This window comes from Mycobacterium sp. (assembly GCF_035570115.1).
In the GTDB taxonomy this organism is placed as follows: domain Bacteria; phylum Actinomycetota; class Actinomycetes; order Mycobacteriales; family Mycobacteriaceae; genus Mycobacterium.
Map to the genome: position 1 here is coordinate 1 of NZ_DATMLH010000073.1, position 23023 is coordinate 23023.

Sequence of the window (23023 nt, forward strand, 5' to 3'; positions counted from 1 at the left end):
CTGCGCTTTGACGCTGTTCATGTCGTCGCGCCCGGAGTGCAGGATGCCACGCGAGTCGAGCACGGTGACATCGGAAATCCCGTTCGCTTGAAGGAGATTCGCGCACGCGACGCCCGCTGCCCCGGCGCCGGAGATGACCACATGCAGCGCCGTCATGTCCCGGTCGAGCGCCTTCGTGGCGCCGAGCAGCGCCGCCAGCACCACGATCGCGGTGCCGTGCTGGTCGTCGTGCATCACCGGGCAGTCCAGCGCGTCGATAAGGCGCTGCTCGATCTCGAAGCAGCGCGGTGCGGCGATGTCCTCGAGGTTGACCGCGCCGAACGTCGGCCGCAGCCGCACCAGGGTCTCGACGATTTCGTCGGGATCCTTGGTGTCCAGCACGATCGGGATGGCATCCAGCCCCGCGAACTCCTTGAAGAGGCCGCACTTGCCTTCCATCACCGGCAACGATGCCGCCGGCCCGATGTCACCGAGGCCGAGGACTGCGCTGCCGTCGCTGACCACCGCAACCAAACGGCCCGCCCACGTGTAGCGGGCGGCCAAGGTGTGGTCGCCGGCGATCGCTCGGCTGACCTGAGCGACCCCAGGCGTATAGGCGATCGACAGGGAGCGCTGAGTATCCAGCGGAGTCGTCGCGTCCACCGAAAGCTTGCCGCCGAGATGTGCCTCGAAAATCTCCGCGTCGGTGATGGCGCGGCTCTCGTTGCGAGTCTGAATCGATTCAAGTAATTCGGACACGGACTCAGGGTACTGACTACTCATTAGTAGCCCTAATCGACGAGGTTGGTCCGTCTCAGATCAGTCCCAAACCGGTGACGGCCTCGCGCTCGTCGGCGAGTTCGGCTGTCGACTTGTCGATGCGGCCGCGGGAGAACTCGTCGATCTCCAGGCCGGTGACGATGCTCCAATCGCCCCCTTTGGTGGTCACCGGGAAGGACGAGATCAGGCCCTCCGGCACACCGTAGGAGCCGTCGGACAACACGGCCATCGACACCCAGTCGTCCTTCGGGCTGCCCAGCAGCCAGTCCCGCGCGGCGTCGACGGTTGCCGACGCCGCCGAGGCGGCAGACGATGCGCCCCGCGCGTCGATGATCGCCGCGCCACGCTTGGCGACAGTGGGGATGAAGTCGTTCTCGATCCAGGACTGGTCGTTGACCACCTCGGCGGCGTTCTTGCCTTTAATCTCGGCGTGGAAGATGTCGGGGTATTGGGTGGCCGAGTGGTTGCCCCAAATGGTGATCTTCTTGATGTCGCTGACGTCGGCCCCGGTCTTGTGGGCCAGCTGCGAGATGGCCCGGTTGTGGTCCAGGCGGGTCAGTGCCGAGAACCGCTCCTTGGGGATGTCGGGCGCGTTGCTCATCGCGATCAGCGCGTTGGTGTTGGCCGGGTTGCCGGTGACACCGATGCGGATGTCGTCGGCGGCGACGGAGTTCAGCGCCTTGCCCTGCGCGGTGAAGATCGCGCCGTTGGCCTCCAACAGGTCGCCGCGCTCCATACCCGGGCCGCGCGGCCTCGCGCCGACCAGCAACGCCAGGTGCACGCCGTCGAAAATCTTGTTCGCGTCCGCACCGATCTGCACTCCCGACAACAATGGGAACGCGCAGTCGTCGAGCTCCATCACGACGCCCTCGAGCGCCTTGAGGGCGGGCTCGATCTCCAACAGCCGCAGCTCGATCGGGCGGTCGGGACCCAACAGCGAGCCGCTCGCCAGGCGGAACAGCAGGCTATAACCGATCTGGCCGGCGGCGCCGGTGACGGCAACCTTCAGGGGTGTTGTGCTCACGCGTCGAAACTAGCGCACCGACGCACGCGATAAACCCCGGCCCCGACCTCGGCGGCTATCGCGCCAGCTCAGCCGCGTCCGCCCGCAGGCAATAGACGTCTTAGGCGCGTAACATGACCGAGGCTTCATCGGATCCGGACTGCGACGGGAGGTGAGGGATGCCTTCGTTTCGCGATCTACCGGAAACACTGCGTCCTGGGGTACGGCCCGAGAGGGATGAGCCTCCGCATCCGCAGCCGGAGCACCTGCCTGCCGAGCAGGCGGTGGTCGATTGCGGCATTTATGTCGACGGGGAGCGACTGCCCGGGACTTTTACCCATGGCGAGGCACGGGCCAAGGTGGGCGAGCTAGCGCTGGCCGGCCAGGAAGCGTTCGCCTGGATCGGCCTGCACGAGCCCACCGAGCACCAGATGCAGGAGGTCGGCAGCGTTTTCGGCCTGCACCCACTGGCGGTCGAGGACGCCGTACAGGCCCACCAGCGGCCGAAGTTGGAGCGTTACGACGAGACACTGTTCCTGGTTCTCAAGACGGTCAACTACGTTCCGCACGATTCGCTGGTGCTGACCCGCGAGATCGTCGAGACCGGCGAAATCATGATTTTCGTCAACGGGGACTTCGTGGTGACAGTCCGACACGGCGAGCACGGTCGGTTGACCGACGTGCGCAAGCGGCTGGATGCCGACCCCGAGCAGATGCGGCTAGGCCCGTTTGCGGTGATGCACGCCATAGCCGACACGGTCGTCGACCACTACCTCGAGGTGACCGACCTGATGGCGGTCGACATCGACGCCATCGAGGAAGTGGCGTTCGCGCCCGGCCACCGGACAAATATCGAGCCGATCTATCTGCTCAAGCGGGAAGTCGTCGAGCTGCGCCGGTGCGTCAACCCGCTCTCCATGCCATTTGCACGATTTCAGACCGAACACAAGGACCTGATCTCCAAAGAGGTGCGACGCTATCTGCGCGACGTCGGCGACCACCACGCCCACGCCGCCGATCAGATCGCCAGCTACGACGAGAATCTCAGCTCCTTGGTGCAGGCGGCGCTGGCCCGGGTCGAGATGCAGCAGAACACCGACATGCGCAAAATATCGGCATACGCGGCCCTTCTGGCAGTACCCACGCTGTTCGCCGGCGTTTACGGAATGAACTTTGAGTGGATGCCCGGGCTGAAATGGCACTGGGGTTACCCCGTGTTTGTCACCCTTTTGGTGATCGTCTGTGTGCTGTTGTACCGGAACTTCCGCCGCAGAGACTGGCTGTAGAGTCAATTTGGCTGTGCGGCAGGGCGATTAGGATCCAGCACGTCCACGCCGTCGCTGCGCCACGCCTCGCGCATCGCGTCGGCGCCTCGCAGCCGCACCCACGCGGCCTCGGTCGCGGTGATCGGGGTCGCGGACAGAAAGCGCACCGGGTCTCGCGGCGGGTCCAGTGGTAGGTCAGGAATGTCGCTGCGACCCAACAGAATCGCAGTGAACGACGCCGGCCCCGATGGTTTCTCCCATAGCGGCGCACCGAGATCGATCAATGCGTCTTCGGCCAACACCACCCCGTCGACCGCAGGCGTTGCCGCCAAGATCGCCAGGCTGTGCGCCAGACGGCTGATCTGCCCTGGATTGCGCAGCCGCAAAACGACTTCTGCGCGCGGGCCACGCTGCGGATCGGCGACGATTGCCGCTGGATCGGCCATCGGATGCCGGGAGCAGCCCAGCGAGACATAATGCACCACCCCGTCTGCGCCGGGGAGAAACCGCAACACCTCGATTGGCTCGGCACCCAGAAATGTCACGCTTGCGACATCAGGCTCGGAGTGGAGGCCCGCTTCGGAGAAGTGAGCCCACAGGTGCGCGCGCACCCGGGCCAAAATCTGGGTCACTCAGTCTCGGACGGCGGTGGAACAGTCAAGTTCACGCCGGTGTCGGCGTCGAAAACGGCCAGTTTCAAGGTATCGAAGGCCAATTCGAGTGACTTTCCTTTCGCCGCTTTCGACGCGGCGGGAACCCTGGCCACGAATTCGTGCTCCTCTCCCGCGGATTCGGCGTCGAGCTCGGGCAGCTGGTCCGACTGAACAACGCAACCTTCGGTAGTGAAGTAGACGTATTTGTCGGCGCCGAGCGACTCGACCATGTCGACCTGCACCTCGAACGTCAGGGCGCTGATGCGCTGGTAGCCGTCGATCAAGGCGGCGTCTTGCAGATGCTCCGGGCGAACGCCGATGATGACCTTCTCCGGCGTCGGATGCTGCGCGAGCACCTCGTGGACGGGTTGGGTAAGCGTCACCTCGCCGAATGGCAAGTTCAACCCGGTCGCGGTCAACGTCCCGGGAAAGAAGTTCATCGCCGGTGAGCCGATGAAGCCGGCGACAAACAGATTGACGGGCCTCTCGTAAAGCTCGTCGGGCGTGCCGATCTGCTGCGCCACGCCGCCACGCATGACCACCACCCGGTCTCCGAGTGTCATGGCCTCGGTTTGGTCGTGGGTCACGTAGACGGTGGTGGTGGCCAACCGCCGCTGAAGCCGGGCGATCTCGCCACGCATCTGGACCCGCAATTTGGCGTCAAGGTTTGACAGCGGCTCGTCCATCAGGAATGCCTTGGGGTGCCGCACGATCGCCCTACCCATCGCGACCCGCTGGCGCTGGCCGCCAGACAGTTGCGAGGGCTTACGGTCGAGAACTTCGGTCAAGTCAAGTATTCGCGCGGTGTCCTCGACCTTGTCCGCGATCTCCCTTTTCTTCATCTTCGCCAGTGTGAGTGGGAAGGCGATGTTCTGGCGCACCGTCATATGTGGATAGAGTGCGTACGACTGGAACACCATTGCGATGTCGCGATCTTTGGGCGCTTTGTCGTTCACCCGCTCGCCGCCGATGCGCAGCTCCCCAGACGAGATATCCTCCAGTCCGGCAATCATATTCAGCGTTGTGGACTTCCCACAGCCGGAAGGCCCGACCAGAATGATGAACTCGCCTTCGGCGATCGTGATGCTGAGTTCCTTCACGGCCATCGCGCCGTCGGGGTAACTCTTGGTCACCCTGTCCAACACAATCTCGGCCATCGAGCTATCCCTTCACCGCGCCGGAGGTCAACCCAGCGACTATCCGTCGTTGGAAGACTAGAACAAATACGATAATCGGGACCGTGATCACCACCGCGCCGGCCGCGATCGATCCAGTTGGCTCCTCGAATTGCGAACTGCCCGTGAAGTTGGCGATTGCCACCGGCGCGGTGATCGCAGCCTTGGTGGCGGTCAACGACAATGCGAGTAGCAGGTCGTTCCAGGCAAAGATGAACACCAGGATCGCGGCAGTGACGATTCCCGGTGCTGCCAGCGGGGCGATCACCTTCCGGAATACCTGCCCTGGCGTGGCCCCGTCCATTTTGGCCGCCTTCTCCAGATCCCACGGAATCTCCCGGAAGAACGCCGACAGCGTGTAGATCGCCAGCGGCAGCGCGAACGCGATGTAAGGGGTGATCAGCCCGGGCCAGGTATCGAACAGCCCGATCCGTCGTTCAATGTTGAACAGCGGGGTAACAAGGGAGATCGCCGGGAACATCGAAATCAGGAGCACGGCACCGATCAACAGCCGCTTGCCGGGAAAGTCCAATCGGGCCACCGCATAGGCCGCCATCGCGCCGACTAACACCGCGATCACTGTAGTGAGCAAGCCGATTCCGACGGAGTTGATCAGAGCCGAGCTGAAGAAATTACCCCGGAAGATTCCACGGTAGTTGTCGAAGGTCACCGACGTCGGAATCAGCTTGCCGTCCTTGACTGTTGACGTCGGCTTGAGCGACAGGCTGAGGATCCACACCACCGGGAACAGCGCATACAGCAGAACCAGAGTGTCGACGATCACCCAGACCGAAGCGCGCCGTACGGTCACGGCTCAGCGTCCATCGCCGTGGACACCCGGTGCTGATGCGCCGAACACTTTGATGAAGATGAACGCGATGATCGCGACGCAGCCGAAGATCAGCACCGAAATCGCGGAGCCCAGGCCGACATTGAAGCCCTTGAACAGGTTGTCGTAGCCAAGGATCGACACCGAGCCGGTGTTGCCGGTACCGCCGGTGAGCACATAGATGCTGTCGAAAATTCGGAACGCGTCCAACGTGCGAAACAGCAGCGCCACCAGGATCGCGGGCTTCATCAGCGGCAATGTGACCTTTATCAACCGACGCCACGCGCCGGCGCCGTCGACTTGCGCCGCCTTCAGCAGATCCTCTGGCACCAGCGCCAACCCGGCGAGAAGCAGCAGTGACATGAACGGCGTCGTCTTCCAGACCTCGGCGATGACCACGGTGCCCAGCGCCGGAATCTGGTGCGTCAACGGCGCGCTGCCCGGCGGTAGCAGGTTGGCCAGGTAGCCAGTGCCCGGCGTCCAGGCGTAGTACCAGCTGTAGGACGCCACCACCGTGACGATGCCGTAAGGGATGAGCACAGCAGTGCGCACCAAGCCCTTGCCGATCAGTGTGCGGTGCATCACCAATGCAAGCGCCAGGCCCAGCACGAATTCGATCGACACCGAAACAACCGAGATTGCCAGCGTCACAGCAAGTGCCGTCCACCAATACCGGTCAGTCAAGATCGTCTGGTAGTTGCCCAGCCCGATGAACTTGGTCTCGTCGGGAGTGGCCAAATTACTGCGCTGCAAGCTCAGCCAAACCGCGTAGCCGATCGGATAAGCCGTGACAGCGAGCATCACCATCGCCGCGGGCGCGACCAGGATAAACGCGAGTGCCCGCTCCGACCTCCGGTTCTCCGAGTGCCGGCCATTAGCGCCGCTTTTCCTCATCGCTTCGTCCCGCCCGCCGCTGCGCGGCTGGGGGTGCCCCCACTGCATCGTCGCCGGCGCGGTCACGGCAGTAGCCCCCGGCCGTCGATGGCCTTTTGCAGCTGCGCAGTGAGCTCATCGGCCGTCTTCTCCGGGTCAATCCGGTTGATCGGGCTCAGCGTGGCCGACATCCGAGTGGACACTGCCTGGTAGGCCGGTGTCGCGATTCGCGCAGCAGCATTGGTGAGTTGTTGGCGAATGATGTCGTACATCGGGTATTTCGCCTGAAATTGCGGGTCGGAGTACAGCGAGGTCCGCGCCGCGGGCAACCCTCCGTCGAGCGAGATGTACTTTTCGTTTTCCACGTCGCGCAAGCATCTGATCGCTTCGTAGGCCTCGGCTTTATGACGGGTCGTCCTGGCCACCGCCAGGTTCAGCCCACCGATCGTCACCTTGGCGGGCTGGCCGGGCTGCACGCCGGGGTAGGGAGCAAAGCCGAACACCTTCTTGCTGGCGTCGTAGGCCTCGCGGAACTGCTGGTCGGTCGGCACGAATGCGCCGACGTTGTTGATGCTGCCTGCCAAGTCGGGACGGCGATTGAGCGGCAGGAAAGCCACACCGCCCTTCACCGCGTTCTCCAGCATGGACGCCAGCGCATACGGCCAGTTGACCTCGAGCGCGGAGTTTCCCTGCTCGAACGCCAACCGGGAAGTGCCCGCGTCGGTCCGGGTGATCGACGGATCGGCGCCGGGCGCGGTGGCCACCGACTTGATGATCCGCAGGGCGCTGATGGTGGCGGCACGGTGTGCGGGCGTATCGGTCAAGGTGACCTTCTGGCTGTCGTCGGAGAGCACTTGGCCACCCGCACTTTCCAGCAGAGTGTTGAACCACACCACCAAACCCTCGCCCTGGCTGGCCTGAACGCCGATCCAGCTGGGCTTGCCTGCGGCGTATAACCGGGTGGCCTCATCCACCATCGCAGTCCAGGTTGTCGGCGGCTTATCCATCAAATCCGTTCGGTACCAAAGTAATTGGGTATTAGTCGTGAGCGGTGCGCCATAGAGCCGGTGCTTCCAGGTGGCCGTGGCCAGCAGCCCGGGCAGCGTGTCGGTGGTGGCGTCGATGTCGGCACGGCCGGCCGGGTCGTCGGACAGTGGCAGCGCCCAGCCGGCCTCGGCGAACTCCGCCGTCCAGATCACGTCCATCGCCATCAGGTCGACGCTGCGATCGTTGGCGCTGAGCCGGCGGGCCAGCTGCAGCCGCTGGTCGTCAGAAGACCGGGGCAGGCTGAACTGCTGGATAGTGAACCGTCCGCCGAGCTGGTCGGTGCAGCGCTTGGCGACCGCGGTGAACGTCGCGGCGCCGCTGGCCGGCGTATAGAGGCTGATCACCCGCCCGCTGTCGCCGGGCCCGCAGGCCGATACCGCCGACGCGGCTGACAGCACCGCCAGCGCGACCGCGCTCAGCCGGCGTGCGCGCCCGCGACGACTCGCCACCACAACGTCCCTTCGTGCCGTTTCTTGTCCGCCGTCGATCGTCCCGCGGCCGACGGTAGAGCCAGCCCCGCCTGATGGCAACACGCCCGGTTACCGCATCACCGCTTTGAGCAGCAAAAATGGCGTCGAATCAGATTGCCAAGCGGGCAAGCAGATCCCGCGCTCTCTCCGCGTTCCGCGGGTCGCAGAGCACGTCGTATCGGCCGGCGACCAATTGCAGCGTCGAACTGAAATCCCGGGTGCCGCGCGCCATCGCGTAGGGGACCGCGGACGTGATCAAGCCGAAGAACACGCCGGCGACCAGGCCGGTCGTCAACGCTCCCCATGGGTTCGGACTGAAGAACCCCAGCACCAAGCCGATGAAAAGACCCAGCCAAGCGCCGCTGATCACCCCACCGCCCAACACCTTCGGCCACGTCAGCCGCCCGGTGACCCGTTCGACCTGCATCAGATCGACACCGACGATCGTTACCTGTTGCACCGGGAACTGTTGCTCAGACAGATAGTCGACGGCCCGCTGCGCCTCCGCGTAGGTGGGGTATGACCCCACTGGCCAGCCTTTCGGTGGCGTCGGCAATCCGGGTGCACGCCGGCTCGCGGCCGAGGTGCCGGGTGGGGCACCGGGAACCTGTCCGGGCTGGAAAGGGCTCGTCATGGCCCCATTCTCCTCCGCCGAGCCGACGGATTCCCGGCTTAGTGCCGCCAGCGCCTGAACAGGCCCACTACCAGCACAAACAGTGCGTCCCGGAGCGGGACTGCGCCCGGTCGGCGCGGCCCAAACTGGCATCACGCTAGTGTTGAACAGCATGACAGTCCAGGGCGGCGACTCCGGCGAACAGGCCGGAGACGAGTTCACCCCGCCCGCATACGCGGAACAACCCCCGGCCCACCCCGATCCGCACGCTCCCCACAATCCGCCGCCGTCGGGCCCGGTGCCGCCATGGAACCCGCCGTCCCCCGACTATCCGCCACCCCCGGGTTATGGACCGCCCGGACCTCGGGAGACCCCGGCTTACGGCGGTCCGTTATATCCGCCGCCGCCGCAATACAGCCAGCCTTATCCCCCACCGAGCTACGGGGGTGGCTACGGCCAACAGTCCGGCTCCGGCTATGGCGCGCCGATGGGATACGGCGGTCCACCCGGATACCCCGGCCCTTACGACCCCTATCAGCCCTACCAAGCTCGTACGCACGAGACCAACGGGCTCGCCATCGGTTCCTTGGTGACCTCGATCGCGGGTCTTCTGCTCGGCATTCCGCTGTCCTTTGTCTGCTATATCGGGATACTGATTCCCATCGTCGGTGCCGTGCTGGGGGTGGTCTCGCTCAATCAAATCAAGCGGACCCATCAACAGGGCCGCGGAATGGCCATCGCCGGGATTGTGGTCGGCGTGACTGCGGCGGTGCTGCTGGTGATATTCGTGATCGCAGTCGTGACGGCATTGCGCTCCCCGTCCATGACGCCGTCCATAACGTGATCCGCTACATCCTCACCTGACTGAGCTGACTATGCCGGCGGGACGAACGGACCCGACTCCCGCCGCATCCCGGCCGCCCGGCCTTTAGCGACGACCACCAACGCCATCTTGCGGCTGGCTTCGTCGATCATCTCGTCGCCGAGCATCACCGCTCCTCGGGCGCCACCCGCGGCGGAGGTATGCCATTCGTAGGCCTCCAGAATCAACTCGGCGTGGTCGTACTCCTCTTGGCGTGGACTGAAGATCTCGTTGCCGGCGGCGATCTGATCCGGATGCAACACCCACTTACCGTCATAACCCAATGCCGCCGAGCGGCCCGCCACCCGCCGAAACGCCGCCACATCACGCACTTTCAGGTAGGGGCCGTCGATAGCGGCGATGCCATGCGCACGGGCAGCCACCAGGATGGTCATCAGCGCGTGGTGGTAAGCGTCGCCGACGTCGTAGCCCTCGGGCTGCTCGCCGACGACCAGCGTGCGCATATTGAGGCTGGCCATCAGGTCGGCGGGGCCGAGGACCAGGGCCTGCACCCGCGGCACAGCTGCGATCGCACCAACGTTCGTCAGACCGCGCGCATCTTCGATCTGCGCGTCGATCCCGATCTCTCCCACCGGGAGCCCGTGAACGGTCTCCACCTGGGTCAGCAACAGGTCAAGCGCCTGAACGTGGGAGACGTCAGACACTTTGGGCAGCACAACGACGTCGAGCTTGGCGTCGGGCGCAGCGCCCACGGCGGATACCACCTCGATGACATCGGCGTGCGTCCACGGTGTGGTCCAGTCGTTGACCCGCACGCCCCGCAACTGTCCGGCCCATCCGGGCTCGGCGAGTGCGCCGGCAACCCGGGTGCGCGCCTCGGCCTTCGCGTCCGGCGCGACGGCATCCTCCAGGTCCAGGAAGACCTCATCGGCGGGAAGGCCTTTGGCCTTGTCGATCATCTTCTTGCTGCTACCCGGCACCGACAGGCAAGTGCGGCGGGGTCGGTAGGCGTTGGTCACCCTTCACTCCTACCCTTTCAACCATGGCCTCGATCAACAGGGTGTACGCAGCGCGGCTGGCGCGGATGATGGTGCTGGGCCCGATGGGCGAGTCCCTGGGCCGAGTGCGCGACGTCGTCGTTAACATCAGCATCGTCCGCCAGCAACCCCGCGTCCTCGGACTCGTCGTCGAAATGCTCTCGCGCCGACGAATTTTTGTGCCGATCCTGCGGGTCGCCGCGATCGAGCCCAACGCGGTGACGCTCAACACCGACAGCGTGTCGCTGGGCCGCTACGAGCAACGGCCCGGCGAAGTGCTGGTGCTGACACAAATTATCGACACCAAGGTGCGGGTCAATGACCCGGAATTGCCGGAGCTCGCGGGCACCGAGGTCGTCGTGACCGACTTGGCTTTGGAGCAGACTCGAACCCGCGACTGGATGGTGACACGCGTCGCGGTGCGCGTCCCCAGAAGGTTTGGCCGGCGCAGCAATACCCACATCGTGGGCTGGCGCAACGTGCAGGGACTGACTCCCTCTGCGCTGGCGATGCCCGGCCAGGGCGTGGCGCTCCTGCTGGAGCAGTTCGCAAAGTGGCGGCCGATCGATGTCGCCGATGCGGTGCGTGAGCTGCCGTCGAAGCGGCGCTACGAGGTGGTCAGCGCACTAGATAACGACCGGCTGGCTGACATCTTGCAAGAGCTTCCCGAGGAAGATCAGGCGGAGTTGTTGATGCAGCTTGGCGACGAACGGGCAGCCGACGTGCTCGAGGAGATGGACCCCGACGACGCCGCCGATCTGCTCGGCACGATGAATCCGACCCAGGCCGAGGGCCTGCTGCGCCAGATGGACCCGGAGGAATCCGACCCGGTCCGCCGCCTGCTCAAACACTCACCCGACACAGCGGGCGGTTTGATGACTTCCAGACCGGTGGTACTGACCCCGGACACCTCGGTCGCCGAAGCATTGGCCCGGGCCCGCGATCCCGACCTGACCCCGGCGCTGTCATCGCTGGTCTTGGTGGTCCGTCCACCGACCGCGACCCCGACTGGCCATTACCTGGGATGTGTGCACTTGCAGCGGCTGCTGCGCGAGCCACCGGCCATGCTGGTCGGTGGGATTGTCGACGCCGATCTGCCGTGCCTGGCACCAGAAACCCCGCTGCCGGTGCTGACCCGCTACTTCGCCGCCTACAACCTGGTTTGCGGCCCGGTGGTCGACGAACAGCACCACCTGCTGGGCGCGGTGACCGTGGATGACGTACTCGACCATCTGCTGCCGCACGACTGGCGCGCGAGCAACGACGAGCTCTCGCTGGATGCGGCCCGAGGAGCGTCGTGAGCAAGTCGACGCCCCGGCCGCGGCTCTATACCCCACGCACCTCGCGCGTCGCCGCGCCGCGGGTGGACCCCGATGCGGTCGGAAATTTCACCGAGGCGATCGCCCGGTTTTTCGGCACGGGTAGCTACCTGCTGATTCAGACCGTGATTGTCGTGGTGTGGATCATCCTGAATGTCTTCGCCGTCGCCCTGCGCTGGGACCCCTACCCGTTCATCCTGCTCAACTTGGCTTTTTCCACCCAGGCCGCGTACGCGGCGCCGCTGATCCTGCTGGCGCAAAACCGCCAAGAGAACCGAGACCGCGTCACGCTCGAGGAGGATCGGCGCCGAGCCGAGGAAACCAAGGCCGATACCGAATACCTGGCGCGTGAGCTGGCCGCGCTGCGGCTGGCGATCGGCGACGTCGCGAAGACCCGCGAGTACCTGCGCCGCGAACTGGAAGACCTGCGAGGCTTGCTGGAGGACCGGCACCCGGACAGGGCGGACCGAGCGCCGGCGCCCAGCAGTGACGGTTCGGACGCACGCGCCGCGAAGTCCACTTAAAAAATGCCTAAGAGCAGAATGCGATCTTGGACGACGAATCTCAAATTTCGCTGCCGCACTGTGCACGGACTCTGCGATTGTTGCCATTGTGATCAGAGGGTTATGTATGGTGACTTAGGTCACGAGGCCCAAAGCGGTTTCACAAGTGCCTAATAGGGCTGAATATTGAGGAAGGTCGAGTGCGCATCGGGGGAGGCTTGGTCCTTGCAAAGATGCGGCAGCGGGTGATTCGCGTGCCGCGCGCCCCAAAGATGCCTGCCGCCCTCGTCACCACCCTCACCACCGTGCGGCAGTCGGTAGTTCGCGCGGCCCAGGCCTCGAGAGTCCCCGCCGCCACGGTTGCCGCCGTTGCAGCCGTGCAGCGATCGCTGACTCGCACGGCCCGGACCCCGGCTTTCGGTGTTGCCATGATCGCCTGCCTGATCTTCGCCGGAGTCGTAGGCGCCGCTGCCCCACCATTCCCCGTGCCGATGTCGACGCTGCGCGACGCCGCCATCACCCCCGTTGCTGCGGTCGCACCCGCCTCCACCGACCCGACGGGCCCGATGGTGATCGCCGTCCAACATCCCAAGGTCGGCTTCCATATCGGCGCGGCTACGGTGTCGGCTCCCCCACCGACCGTTGTGGTGAATTCACCGGGCGCGCTGGGCATTCCGAAGATGGCGCTGTCCGCGTACCGCAACGCCGAGCGGATGATGGCCGGAAGCGACCCCGCCTGCGGCATCAGCTGGAACCTGCTGGCCGGTATCGGGCGCATCGAATCGATGCACGCCAACGGCGGCGCTACCGACGCGCGAGGGACCGCGATACGACCGATCTACGGCCCAACCCTGGATGGCACATTGCCCGGTAACGAGGTCATCGTCCAAAGCAACGGCGGCGGACGCGTCAGCTACGCCCGCGCGATGGGTCCAATGCAATTCCTGCCGGGCACATGGGCGCGCTACGCCTCCGACGGCGACGGCGACGGCGTGGCCGATCCCCAGAACTTGTATGACGCCACGCTGGCCGCCGCCCGATACCTGTGCAGCGGCGGGCTCAACCTGCGCGACCAGTCGCAGGTGATGGCCGCGATCCTGCGCTACAACAACTCCATGCCGTATGCCCAGAACGTGCTGGGCTGGGCCGCGGCCTATGCCACCGGCGTCATCCCGGTTGACCTACCGCCAATTACCGGACCCCCACCGCCGCTCGGCGATGTGCATCTGGAGAGCCCCGAGGGCATCGGGCCGAACCTGCCGCTGAACATCCACGGCCTAGCACCCTCGGACCAGCTTGCGCAGATGCCGCTGATCGACCTGAGCGGGACCCCGAGCAGCAGCCAGCAATACCCGTGGCAGCGAACCGCTCCCCAAGCGCCGTCGTGCACGGTGATCTGCATCGGCCCGGACGCCGCCCCAGGCCCGCCGCAGCCGGTGTTCAACACGCCGCCGCCCGACGTGCCGGCGGTACCGGCGCCCGTACCGGGCTTGCCACCCGCTCCTCCTGCGGGGGCTGCGCCGGTTCCAGCGCCGGCGGGAACGCCGCCAGCGGCCACCCCGCCGGCGGCACCCGGCCCCGCCAACTAGACCTAGCCGGCGTCAACGGCGTAACTCGACTGTCCGGCTCCTCAACGGGCCGTCCCGGCCCGCATCGTCGCCGCACTACACCCCAATTGCCCAGCTCCTCAACGGGCCGTCCCGGCCCGCATCGTCGCCGCACTACACTCGGCGGTGATGTCCCGCCATGACCCCGCTGACCTGAGCGCAGCCGTCCGAACTGCACTGGCCAAGGTGATCGATCCTGAACTGCGACGCCCCATCACCGAACTCGGGATGGTCAAAGGTATCGACGTTGGGGCCAACGGCAACGTGCACGTCGAGATCTACCTGACCACCGCGGCGTGCCCGAAGAAGACCGAAATCAGCGAGCGGGTAAGCCAGGCCGTGGCCGACGTCCCGGGCACTGGCGCCGTGAAGGTCAGCCTGGACGTGATGAATGACGAGCAGCGCACCGAGCTGCGTAAGCAATTACGCGGTGACGCCCGCGAGCCCGTCATCCCGTTCGCCCAGCCGGGATCACTGACTCGGGTGTACGCCGTCGCCTCCGGCAAGGGCGGTGTCGGTAAGTCGACGGTGACGGTCAACCTGGCCGCGGCGATGGCCGTGCGCGGGATGTCGGTCGGAGTCCTCGACGCTGACATCCACGGCCACTCCATCCCGCGGATGATGGGCACCACCGATCGGCCCACCCAGGTCGAGTCGATGATCCTGCCGCCTATCGCGCATGAGGTGAAGGTCATCTCGATCGCCCAGTTCACCGAGGGCAACACGCCGGTGGTGTGGCGCGGCCCGATGCTGCACCGAGCGTTGCAGCAGTTCTTGGCCGACGTGTACTGGGGCGATCTGGACGTGCTGCTGCTCGACTTGCCGCCGGGCACCGGCGACATCGCCATCTCGGTGGCGCAGCTGATTCCGAATGCAGAAATCCTCGTGGTGACCACACCTCAGCTGGCGGCGGCGGAAGTGGCCGAGCGCGCGGGCAGTATCGCCGTGCAGACCCGCCAACGCGTCGTCGGGGTGGTGGAAAACATGTCCTGGCTGGCGATGCCGGACGGCTCGCAGCTACACGTGTTCGGCGAGGGCGGCGGCCAGCAGGTCGCCCAACGGCTGTCGGAAACGGTCGGCGCTGACGTGCCGCTGCTTGGCCAGATCCCGTTGGACCCCGCGCTGGTCGCCGCCGGCGACGCCGGGGTGCCGATCGTGCTCAGTGCCCCCGACTCGTCGGTGGGCAAGGAACTGTATAGCGTCGCCGACGCCCTCTCAGCGCGACGCCGCGGCCTGGCCGGCATGTCGCTGGGACTGGATCCGACGCGGCGCTGAGCCGATTCAGGTGGCGTCGCTGTCGAACGGCGCGGGCCCGGCGGTGGGTGGTTCCGGCGCGGTTGACGACGGCGGGACGGCCGGCTGGGCCGGCTGAGCCGAAACACTCTCCGGCACGCCAACTGACGGCCGGTCGAACTGGCCGGTGAACAGCGAGTCATCGCCGTCGAATAGATGCTTGGCCAGCGCTGCGCGCGGGGTCAGACCCCGCAGCTTCTGCAGCTCGCTCAGCGGCTCGCGCAGGTCGTCGAATTCGGGCCCGATATCCTCGCGCAGCTGTGTCGTCACCCCGCTGAGGTAATCGCGGGCCTGGCGCAATGCCGTGGAAGTCCACCGGATGGCGCCTGGAAGTCGCTCGGGGCCTAGGACAACCAGCCCGACCACCACGAGCACCAGCATTTCCCCCCAACCGACGTTGGCGAACATCTAGCTGGAGGCATCCGGGCCGGGTGTGACGGTGAGCGTGACGTGGCGACCATCGCGGACCACTTCGATCGGGGCGGGCTGCCCGATCGTCAACTGGCGCACGGCGACGACGAACTCGTCGGCGTCAGCCACCCCCCGATTGCCGACCTTGATCACCACGTCGTTTTCCAGGACGCCGCCCTTTTCGGCGGGGCCACCCACTTTGACGTTGGCGACCTGCGCCCCCTGGGCAATCGCGTTGCTCACCGACCTGGCACTCACGCCCAACGTCGGGTGCACGATCTTGCCGTCCTTGATCAACGTCTCGGCAACCAATTTCGCTTCGTTGATCGGAATCGCGAAACCCAGCCCGGAAGCGCTGTCCGACAACGACTTACCGGCGGTGTCGATGCCGATAACCTGGGAGTCCATATTGATCAGCGGGCCGCCGGAGTTCCCGTGGTTGATCGAGGCGTCCGTCTGGACGGCGTCGATAACGGTGTCGGTGTCCGAACCCTCTCCCGACAACGGGATCGGACGGTGCAGCGCGCTGATGATGCCGTGCGTCACGGTGCTGCGCAGACCCAGCGGCGCACCGGCTGCCAGCACTTCGTCGCCGACGCGCACCTTGTCGGAGTCGCCGAGCCGGGCCACCGTCAAGTTGTTGACGTTGTCGACTTTGATGACGGCCAAGTCCGTCTTGGGGTCACGCCCGACCAGGTTGGCGGGCACTTCTTTGCCGTCGTTGAACACCACAGTGGTCTTGAACTGGCTCGGGTTGTTGGCGGCTTCGGAGATGACGTGATTGTTGGTGACGATGTAGCCGCGGCCGTCGACCACGAATCCGGATCCCTGCATGCCCTCTTGATCGCTGACAGACTGGATCGTTACCACGGAATCAGCCACCGCGGCAGCGACTTTCGCGAATCGGCCGGCCGGCGATTCGCTGTTTCCGTTGGTAGACAACGTGACCTTGGACGTGGTGAACGCCTCGACAACCTCGGCCGTCTTGCGTCCGATCACACCGCCGATCAGGCCGATCAACAACGCCAGGACGCCGAGCACCAGAAGCGCCGTGTAAGAGACCCGCCCGCCGAACAGCACGTCGCGCACGCCGAGCCGGTCGCGTTCGCCGCCCCAGCCTTGCGGGGCTGAGCGTGTTACCGCCGGTTCACCCAGAGCGGCGGCCGCGCCCGGGTCGCGCCAGGGGTCATCGGGTTCGTCTGGCTGGTTATTGTCGCCGTCGAGCGCGCCGGCATCGGTGGGATGACGCTGCAACGACTCGGCTCCGGGAAAGGGACGGCCGAAGGCCTCCGAAAGAACCGGGTCGGCCGGTTCATCGTGCGGGGTGAACTCTCCGGAGTTGCGGTACTTCGGCGGACGCACAGTTTCGGCGACAAACGAGCCCTGCACGCCGTCGGGACGGCTGAAGGCTTGGCGCGACGCGGCGTCGACGGGCGGCCGGGAAATGGGTCGCGGCGCCAGCCTGGGGGCGCCGTTCTTGTCTTGGTCGGAGCTCACGTCATCCTCTTCCGAGCGCTTGAAAACAGGCGCTATGGGCTATGAGCGCGGCGCTGTGCACCGGCTGGGCAAGTTGACACCCACCCTACCGAGGATCGCGCCGGTCAGGCGGGCTGCCGTCAGCTAAATGATCGGACAGCTCCGTCGGCCCGACTCGTCCCGACGAGCGGGTGGAAGTGCCGCCTTCTGCCGGCCTGCCCCCGCGTCGCTCCGTGCCGGGCGACCCCCACGGGCCACTCTGCGGGGGGCCCGCATCGTCGTCGGGGGGGCAGTGCGGAATCTGCGACAGCAATCCCAGCAGCGTGCTGGGGATCCTGATCGGATGGGAATCGCGCAGCGCGGCGCGGGCCCGGCGGTGACCGTCCACTTCTGCAGCGCATTCGGGGCAAAGCGAGATGTGATGCGCTGCGCGCAGGTGCGCGTTCATCCGCAGCTCACCGTCAACGAACGCCGCGATGGCCTCAATGGACAGATGCTCAGTGGAACCGAATTGTCGCGGCGCACCCACCGGCGCGTCGCTTTGCGAAGCGAATTGGGAGGGAAGCCAGGAGAACGCTCGGCGGAACACATGTCCCCGCTCGAACATCACCAACTCCTCTCCGTACCAGCGTTCGGTGCCCGGTAATCGGTAGCACTACCTCGAATGTAGCGCGCTGCCCGATACGGAACACCTAGGAACAGCGGATCAGGCGGCGTGTCTTAGTCCGTGACTTCCCGCGTGACGCCGGCGGCTGAATGCTTGGCGCCCTCGGAATGCGCCGCGAGATAGTCCCGCAGGGCCTGTCGGCCCCGGTGGATGCGGCTGCGGACGGTACCGAGCTTCACTCCCAGGGTGGCCCCGATCTCCTCGTAGGACAGTCCTTCGATGTCGCACAGCACCACCGCCGCGCGGAACTCGGGGGGCAGCGAATCCAACGCCGCCTGCAGGTCAGGGCCCAGCCGCGACTCGTGGTAGATCTGCTCGGGGTTGGGCTCGTCGGCGGGCACCCGGTCGTAATCGTCGGGTAACGCCTCCATCCGGACGCGGCCGCGGCGGCGCACCATGTCGAGGAACAGGTTCGTCGTGATGCGGTGCAGCCAGCCTTCGAAGGTTCCCGGCTGGTAGTTCTGTACCGACCGGAAAACCCGGATGAACGTCTCCTGGGTCAGGTCCTCCGCGTCGTGTTGGTTGCCGGAGAGCCGATAGGCCAACCGGTAGACCCGGTCGGCGTGCTGACGGACAAGCTCGTCCCACGACGGCATGGTTGCCTTGTCCCCGGTCGCGTCGAAGACCGCGGTGCCATAGGGCTCGTCGTCGGGCTCGACCCACTCCGCGTCGCGGTACCGCTCAGGGTGCGACATACTCGCGGGGCTCGTCAGTGTCGTGATGTTCAGGTCCTCCGGGTTCAGACTGCCGTCAAGGTTGGGCAATTCATCACCGCGCGCAACACGAAGACGCCGAGATGTATTCCCGGACCAGCGGCCTCCACGTTCCATGGGGGATACCGTCGCCTATCGGCGTGTGTGCGGTATGTGATCGCACTGTGCTTACCCTGAGAATGGGCGTTTAAACCCCGTTGCGCTGGTGATATTCACCAAATTGTGACCTTGATGCGGCCCGGCGTTCGGGCGCGTCGCGGTCCGTCGCACAACGTGCCCGGTTGCCCAGCTCTCCCCCGCAAGCGGGTCGGGGTCCCCCACCCGCGCAGCGGCGAGGGCGCGTACCCCCACCTCGGGCCGTTCCGGCCCGCATCGTCACGGGACTGCGGCACCGGGCGCGCCTGTTAACACGCGGCATCGGTTGGACTTACGCTGCGGGCATGGCCACCACTGACCGCACACCGGGCCAGCCGGCTCCGCCGAGTCGGGCCGAATCGCTGTCCGCACACGCCGAGGGGTCGATCTCCGAAGACGCGGTTCTGTTGGCCGCCCGCGAGCGCGCGGTCGACATCGGCGCCGGCGCGGTCACCCCCGCGGTGGGAGCTTTACTCAGCCTGCTGGCCAAGCTCAGTGGCGGCAAAGCGGTCGTCGAGGTGGGCACCGGTGCGGGCGTTAGCAGCCTGTGGTTGTTGTCGGGGATGAGCGACGACGGCGTGCTCACCACGATCGACATCGAGCCCGAGCACCAGCTGATCGCCAAGCAGGCATTTTCCGACGCCGGGATCGGGCCGTCGCGGACTCGGCTGATTAGCGGTCGGGCCCAGGAGGTGCTGACCCGGCTCGCCGATGCGTCCTATGACCTGGTCTTCATCGATGCCGACCCGTGTGATCAGCCGGATTATGTCGTTGAGGGGGTGCGGCTGCTGCGCTCGGGCGGGGCCATCGTCGTCCATGGAGCCGCGTTGGGTGGCCGGGCCGGCGACCCGGCGGCCCGTGACGCCGAGGTCGCGGCGGTGCGCGAGGCGGCGCGCCTCATCGCCGAGAACGAGCTGCTCACCCCGGCGCTGGTGCCGCTCGGCGACGGCTTACTTGCCGCCGTCCGGGACTGACCCTGCCTTTTACGGATTTCTGACGGCGTTTCTGCTTGACGTTCGACTGAACGACTGTTTAATATACTGAACATGCGTTCAGCCGACGATTTGACCGCCGCGGCCCGGATCCGCGACGCGGCGATCGAGCAGTTCGGCGCGCACGGCTTTGGCGTCGGGCTGCGATCGATCGCCGAAGCGGCGGGAGTGAGCGCGGCTCTTGTCATCCACCATTTCGGCTCGAAGGACGGACTGCGCAAGTCCTGCGACGACTACGTGGCCGAAGAGATCCGCAGCGGGAAGTCGGAGGCGATGCGCTCCAGCGATCCGGCGACGTGGTTCGCCGCGATGGCCGAGATCGAGGAGTACGCACCCTTGATGGCCTACTTGGTGCGCAGCATGCAATCCGGCGGCGAGCTGGCGAACACGTTGTGGCGCAAGATGATCGACAATGCCGAGGGCTATCTCGACGAAGGGGTGCGTACCGGCATCCTGAAATCCAGCCGGGATCCGGCTGCCCGGGCAAAGTATCTGGCGATCACCGGCGGCGGCGGTTTCCTGCTGTATCTGCAGATGCATGAAACGCCAACCGATTTACGCGCAGTACTGCGCGACTACGCCCGCGACATGATTCTGCCCGCCCTCGAGCTCTACACCGAAGGCCTGATGACCGACCACACCATGTACGACGCTTTCCTCGCCGAAGCCGAAGAAGGAGATTCAAATGCCAGCTGATAACTACGACAGTCACGTTGCGCCGATCCAGATCCATGGCTTGACGAAGAATTTCGGTGCGGTTCGGGCGCTGGACGGCCTGGAGTTGAGCGTGCACGAGGGCGAGGTGCATGGCTTCCTCGGACCCAACGGCGCCGGCAAGTCGACGACGATCCGCATACTGCTGGGGGTGGTGAAGGCCGACGGCGGAACGGCTCGGCTGCTCGGCGGCAACCCCTGGACGGACGCCGTCGAGCTGCACCGCCACATCGCCTATGTTCCAGGCGATGTGACGCTGTGGCCCAATCTCACCGGCGGCGAGACCATCGACCTGCTGGCACGTATGCGCGGCGGCATCGACGAGCAACGGCGCGCCGAGCTGATCGAGCGTTTCGAGCTGGACCCGCACAAGAAGGCACGAACGTACTCGAAGGGAAACCGCCAGAAGGTCTCGTTGATTTCGGCGTTCTCGTCGCGGGCACGGCTCCTGTTGCTTGACGAGCCGAGCAGCGGTCTGGACCCACTGATGGAGAACATCTTTCAGCAATGCGTGGCAGAAGCGCGGGACCGGGGCGCGTCCGTCCTGCTGTCCAGCCACATCCTGGCCGAAACCGAGGCGCTGTGCGACCGGGTGACCATCATCCGCGCCGGTAAGACCGTCGAGAGCGGCTCGCTGGATTCGATGCGCCATCTCAGCCGCACGTCGATCAAGGCGGAATTGCTCGGAAATCCAGGTGATCTCACGCGAATCCGCGGCGTCGAAGATGTCAGCATCGACGGAACCACGCTCCGGGCCCACGTCGACAGCGAGAGCCTCGGCGAACTCATCCGGGTGCTCGGCGACATCGGCGTGCGCAGCCTGGTCAGCCAACCACCCACCCTGGAGGAACTGTTCCTACGTCATTACGGCGCCGAAGGCCGGCGCGACGTCAGCGGTCGAGAGGTTCGGGCATGACCCGCGCCGGCGACGATGCAGCGGGGGCACCCCCAGCCGCGCAGCGGCGAGGGGGACGAAGCGATGAGAAGGAGGGGCGCCAATGACCACAGCGACGCTGGATCGGCCCCAACATCCAGCACACGAGGCGCCGCAACGCGGTTCGGCGTTCACTGGCACGCTCGGGATGCTGCGGCTCTACTTGCGGCGCGACCGGGTGGTCCTGCCGCTGTGGACCCTTCTGCTGTCGCTACCACTGGCGACCGTCTATATCGGCAGCATCGAGAAGGTCTACCCCGACCAAGCGGCACGCGCCGGCTTCGCCGCCTCGATCATGGCCAGCCCGGCGCAGCGGGCGCTCTATGGACAGATCTACAACGACAGCCTTGGCGCGACCGGTATCTGGAAAGCCGGGATGTTCCACCTGCTGATCGCGGTGGCGGTCATTCTGACGGTCATCCGCCATACCCGCGCGGACGAAGAAACTGGTCGCGCCGAACTGATCGACTCCACCGCGGTGGGCCGATATGCCAGCCTGACCGCGGCCCTGCTGCTGTCGTTCGGGGCATCTGTGATCACCGGAGCCGTCGGGACGGCCGGCCTGCTCACCACCAGCGTCCCGCCGAGTGGCTCGCTGGCGTTCGGGGCAGCACTGGCCTGCTCAGGTCTGGTGTTCACCGCGGTGGCCGCGGTGGCCGCCCAGCTGTCATCCAGCGCCCGGTTCGCCCGCGGCGCGGCCTTCGCCGTGCTGGCCACCGCATTCACGCTGCGCGCCGTTGGTGATGCCGGTTCGGGCACCTTGTCGTGGCTTTCGCCGCTGGGCTGGTCATTGCAGGTTCGTCCGTACGCGGGTGACCGGTGGTGGGTGCTGCTGCTGCATCTCGCGACGACCATCCTGCTCACCGCGCTGGCGTACCGACTGCTGGCCGGTCGCGATGTCGGCGCAGGCTTGATCGCAGAACGTCCGGGCCCGGCCACCGCATCGCCGATGCTGCGCGACGCCTTGGGGTTGGCCTGGCGGCTGGACCGCGGCGCACTGCTGCTGTGGACCGTCGGGTTGTGCCTCTACGGCTTGCTGATCGGCAGCGTCGTACACGGCATCGGCGATGAGCTGGGCGGCGGCACGGCGCAAGACATTGTCGAGCGGATGGGCGGTACCGGTGCATTAGAGCAGGCCTTCGTCGCGGTGGCGTTCTGCATGCTGGGCATGATGGCGGCCGCATTCGCCATCTCGCTGACCCTGCGGGCCCACCAGGAGGAGGCCGGCCAGCGAGCCGAGACCGTGCTGGGCGGCGCAGTCGGCCGGAGCCGTTGGCTGGCAGGATATTTGGCGATCGCACTGGTCGGCTCCGCTGTCGCGATGTTGATCGCCGGAGCAGCGGCCGGGCTGACCTACGGTGTCGCTGCCCACGACATCGGCGGCAAGCTTTCGCTGGTCCTCGCGACCGCCGCGGTGCAGCTGCCCGCCGTGTGGCTCTCCGCCGCGGTGACCGTCGCCCTGTTCGGGCTTGCACCGAGGTTCAGCCCGGTGGCATGGGGGGTGCTGATCGGATTCGTCGCGCTGTACCTGATCGGGTCGCTGTCGGGCTTTCCGCAGTGGCTGCTCGACCTGGAACCGTTCGCGCACATTCCGCGCGTCACCGGCGGCGCGGTCACGCCGGTTCCACTGCTGTGGTTGTTGGTGATCGACGCCGCGTTAATCGCACTGGGAGTGGCGGCCTTCCGCCGTCGCGACGTGCAGACCTGAGGAG

23 protein-coding genes are annotated in these 23023 nt (G+C 66.0%); 10 read left to right on the forward strand and 13 right to left on the reverse strand.

The features are described 5' to 3' along the window. Together VNW74_RS05305 and VNW74_RS05310 are read right to left on the reverse strand one after the other, a co-directional pair. Window positions 1–738 (reverse strand): NAD(P)-dependent malic enzyme (locus tag VNW74_RS05305; RefSeq protein WP_325675553.1); only part of this gene is annotated, 738 nt, incomplete at its 3' end. A 55-nt stretch (window positions 739–793) separates the two neighbouring features. Beyond that, complete coding sequence (locus tag VNW74_RS05310) at window positions 794–1783, reverse strand: malate dehydrogenase (RefSeq protein WP_325675554.1); 990 nt, start codon at window positions 1781–1783, stop codon at window positions 794–796. A 158-nt stretch (window positions 1784–1941) separates the two neighbouring features. Here VNW74_RS05310 and VNW74_RS05315 point away from each other — a divergent pair, with 158 nt between their 5' ends. Continuing rightward, complete coding sequence (locus tag VNW74_RS05315; protein ID WP_325675555.1) at window positions 1942–3048, forward strand: magnesium and cobalt transport protein CorA; 1107 nt, start codon at window positions 1942–1944, stop codon at window positions 3046–3048. A gap of 2 nt (window positions 3049–3050) precedes the next feature. On the opposite strand, the gene VNW74_RS05320 is transcribed toward VNW74_RS05315, so the two are convergent. The 6 genes from VNW74_RS05320 to VNW74_RS05345 form a co-directional block, all read right to left on the reverse strand. After that, the gene (locus VNW74_RS05320) at window positions 3051–3659 is read right to left on the reverse strand and encodes a suppressor of fused domain protein (protein ID WP_325675556.1); all 609 of its coding nucleotides are present in this window, start codon (window positions 3657–3659) and stop codon (window positions 3051–3053) included. Then, window positions 3656–4837, reverse strand: a complete 1182-nt coding sequence (locus VNW74_RS05325) for a sn-glycerol-3-phosphate ABC transporter ATP-binding protein UgpC (protein ID WP_325675557.1) — start codon at window positions 4835–4837, stop codon at window positions 3656–3658. The genes VNW74_RS05320 and VNW74_RS05325 overlap by 4 nt, the downstream gene beginning before the upstream one ends. Window positions 4838–4841: 4 nt before the next feature. Then, a complete protein-coding gene (locus tag VNW74_RS05330; RefSeq protein ID WP_325675558.1) occupies window positions 4842–5666 on the reverse strand; it encodes a carbohydrate ABC transporter permease in 825 nt (274 codons plus the stop codon). A gap of 3 nt (window positions 5667–5669) precedes the next feature. Further along, complete coding sequence (locus VNW74_RS05335) at window positions 5670–6578, reverse strand: sugar ABC transporter permease (RefSeq protein ID WP_325675579.1); 909 nt, start codon at window positions 6576–6578, stop codon at window positions 5670–5672. A 62-nt stretch (window positions 6579–6640) separates the two neighbouring features. After that, window positions 6641–8053, reverse strand: coding sequence for an extracellular solute-binding protein (locus tag VNW74_RS05340; RefSeq protein ID WP_325675559.1), 1413 nt, complete (start codon window positions 8051–8053; stop codon window positions 6641–6643). Between the two features lie 130 nt (window positions 8054–8183). Further along, window positions 8184–8708, reverse strand: coding sequence for a general stress protein (locus VNW74_RS05345; protein WP_325675560.1), 525 nt, complete (start codon window positions 8706–8708; stop codon window positions 8184–8186). 151 nt (window positions 8709–8859) lie between these two features. Here VNW74_RS05345 and VNW74_RS05350 point away from each other — a divergent pair, with 151 nt between their 5' ends. After that, window positions 8860–9531, forward strand: a complete 672-nt coding sequence (locus VNW74_RS05350) for a DUF4190 domain-containing protein (RefSeq protein ID WP_325675561.1) — start codon at window positions 8860–8862, stop codon at window positions 9529–9531. Window positions 9532–9560: 29 nt separating this feature from the next. On the opposite strand, the gene VNW74_RS05355 is transcribed toward VNW74_RS05350, so the two are convergent. Next, window positions 9561–10529 carry a CoA ester lyase gene (locus VNW74_RS05355; RefSeq protein ID WP_325675562.1) on the reverse strand — a complete coding sequence of 323 codons (969 nt, stop codon included), beginning with the start codon at window positions 10527–10529 and terminating at the stop codon, window positions 9561–9563. Window positions 10530–10552: 23 nt separating this feature from the next. Between VNW74_RS05355 and VNW74_RS05360 the strand changes: the two genes are divergently transcribed. From VNW74_RS05360 to VNW74_RS05375, 4 genes are all read left to right on the forward strand, one after another. Continuing rightward, window positions 10553–11848: a magnesium transporter MgtE N-terminal domain-containing protein gene (locus VNW74_RS05360; RefSeq protein ID WP_325675563.1), complete on the forward strand. Its 1296-nt coding sequence runs from the start codon at window positions 10553–10555 to the stop codon at window positions 11846–11848. After that, complete coding sequence (locus VNW74_RS05365) at window positions 11845–12390, forward strand: DUF1003 domain-containing protein (RefSeq protein ID WP_325675564.1); 546 nt, start codon at window positions 11845–11847, stop codon at window positions 12388–12390. The genes VNW74_RS05360 and VNW74_RS05365 overlap by 4 nt, the downstream gene beginning before the upstream one ends. A 407-nt stretch (window positions 12391–12797) precedes the next feature. Beyond that, complete coding sequence (locus VNW74_RS05370; RefSeq protein ID WP_325675580.1) at window positions 12798–13958, forward strand: lytic transglycosylase domain-containing protein; 1161 nt, start codon at window positions 12798–12800, stop codon at window positions 13956–13958. A 120-nt stretch (window positions 13959–14078) separates the two neighbouring features. Next, the gene (locus VNW74_RS05375; RefSeq protein WP_414686604.1) at window positions 14079–15251 is read left to right on the forward strand and encodes an Mrp/NBP35 family ATP-binding protein; all 1173 of its coding nucleotides are present in this window, start codon (window positions 14079–14081) and stop codon (window positions 15249–15251) included. 6 nt (window positions 15252–15257) lie between these two features. Here VNW74_RS05375 and tatB read toward each other — a convergent pair whose 3' ends face one another. The 4 genes from tatB to sigE all read right to left on the reverse strand — a co-directional run bounded on the left by tatB (window position 15258) and on the right by sigE (window position 18653). Further along, window positions 15258–15677, reverse strand: a complete 420-nt coding sequence (tatB, locus tag VNW74_RS05380; RefSeq protein WP_325675566.1) for a Sec-independent protein translocase protein TatB — start codon at window positions 15675–15677, stop codon at window positions 15258–15260. Beyond that, window positions 15678–17177, reverse strand: a complete 1500-nt coding sequence (locus tag VNW74_RS05385) for a S1C family serine protease (protein WP_325675567.1) — start codon at window positions 17175–17177, stop codon at window positions 15678–15680. A gap of 85 nt (window positions 17178–17262) precedes the next feature. Then, complete coding sequence (gene rseA, locus VNW74_RS05390) at window positions 17263–17763, reverse strand: anti-sigma E factor RseA (protein WP_325675568.1); 501 nt, start codon at window positions 17761–17763, stop codon at window positions 17263–17265. Between the two features lie 113 nt (window positions 17764–17876). After that, window positions 17877–18653: an RNA polymerase sigma factor SigE gene (gene sigE, locus VNW74_RS05395; protein WP_325675569.1), complete on the reverse strand. Its 777-nt coding sequence runs from the start codon at window positions 18651–18653 to the stop codon at window positions 17877–17879. A 323-nt stretch (window positions 18654–18976) separates the two neighbouring features. Between sigE and VNW74_RS05400 the strand changes: the two genes are divergently transcribed. The 4 genes from VNW74_RS05400 (at window position 18977) to VNW74_RS05415 (ending at window position 23019) form a co-directional block, all read left to right on the forward strand. Continuing rightward, window positions 18977–19645: an O-methyltransferase gene (locus VNW74_RS05400; protein ID WP_325675570.1), complete on the forward strand. Its 669-nt coding sequence runs from the start codon at window positions 18977–18979 to the stop codon at window positions 19643–19645. 72 nt (window positions 19646–19717) lie between these two features. Then, entirely contained in the window at window positions 19718–20359 is a 642-nt protein-coding gene (locus tag VNW74_RS05405) for a TetR/AcrR family transcriptional regulator (RefSeq protein WP_325675571.1), read from the forward strand. Next, window positions 20349–21293 (forward strand): ABC transporter ATP-binding protein, encoded by a 945-nt coding sequence (locus VNW74_RS05410; RefSeq protein WP_325675572.1) that lies wholly within the window; start codon window positions 20349–20351, stop codon window positions 21291–21293. Before VNW74_RS05405 ends, VNW74_RS05410 begins: the two co-directional genes overlap by 11 nt. A gap of 82 nt (window positions 21294–21375) precedes the next feature. Continuing rightward, on the forward strand, window positions 21376–23019 hold the full coding sequence (locus tag VNW74_RS05415) for an ABC transporter permease (RefSeq protein WP_325675573.1): 1644 nt from the start codon (window positions 21376–21378) through the stop codon (window positions 23017–23019). Window positions 23020–23023: the final 4 nt, after the last annotated feature.

Bases quoted from the DNA above. Each gene is read 5' to 3' on its own strand.
- rseA (WP_325675568.1), bottom strand. From the start codon at position 17,763: ATGTTCGAGCGGGGACATGTGTTCCGCCGAGCGTTCTCCTGGCTTCCC.
- VNW74_RS05335 (WP_325675579.1), bottom strand. From the start codon at position 6,578: ATGAGGAAAAGCGGCGCTAATGGCCGGCACTCGGAGAACCGGAGGTCG.
- VNW74_RS05405 (WP_325675571.1), top strand. From the start codon at position 19,718: ATGCGTTCAGCCGACGATTTGACCGCCGCGGCCCGGATCCGCGACGCG.
- VNW74_RS05370 (WP_325675580.1), top strand. From the start codon at position 12,798: ATGATCGCCTGCCTGATCTTCGCCGGAGTCGTAGGCGCCGCTGCCCCA.
- VNW74_RS05350 (WP_325675561.1), top strand. From the start codon at position 8,860: ATGACAGTCCAGGGCGGCGACTCCGGCGAACAGGCCGGAGACGAGTTC.
- tatB (WP_325675566.1), bottom strand. From the start codon at position 15,677: ATGTTCGCCAACGTCGGTTGGGGGGAAATGCTGGTGCTCGTGGTGGTC.
- VNW74_RS05410 (WP_325675572.1), top strand. From the start codon at position 20,349: ATGCCAGCTGATAACTACGACAGTCACGTTGCGCCGATCCAGATCCAT.
- VNW74_RS05315 (WP_325675555.1), top strand. From the start codon at position 1,942: ATGCCTTCGTTTCGCGATCTACCGGAAACACTGCGTCCTGGGGTACGG.
- VNW74_RS05400 (WP_325675570.1), top strand. From the start codon at position 18,977: ATGGCCACCACTGACCGCACACCGGGCCAGCCGGCTCCGCCGAGTCGG.
- VNW74_RS05325 (WP_325675557.1), bottom strand. From the start codon at position 4,837: ATGGCCGAGATTGTGTTGGACAGGGTGACCAAGAGTTACCCCGACGGC.
- VNW74_RS05345 (WP_325675560.1), bottom strand. From the start codon at position 8,708: ATGACGAGCCCTTTCCAGCCCGGACAGGTTCCCGGTGCCCCACCCGGC.
- sigE (WP_325675569.1), bottom strand. From the start codon at position 18,653: ATGGAACGTGGAGGCCGCTGGTCCGGGAATACATCTCGGCGTCTTCGT.
- VNW74_RS05360 (WP_325675563.1), top strand. From the start codon at position 10,553: ATGGCCTCGATCAACAGGGTGTACGCAGCGCGGCTGGCGCGGATGATG.
- VNW74_RS05415 (WP_325675573.1), top strand. From the start codon at position 21,376: ATGACCACAGCGACGCTGGATCGGCCCCAACATCCAGCACACGAGGCG.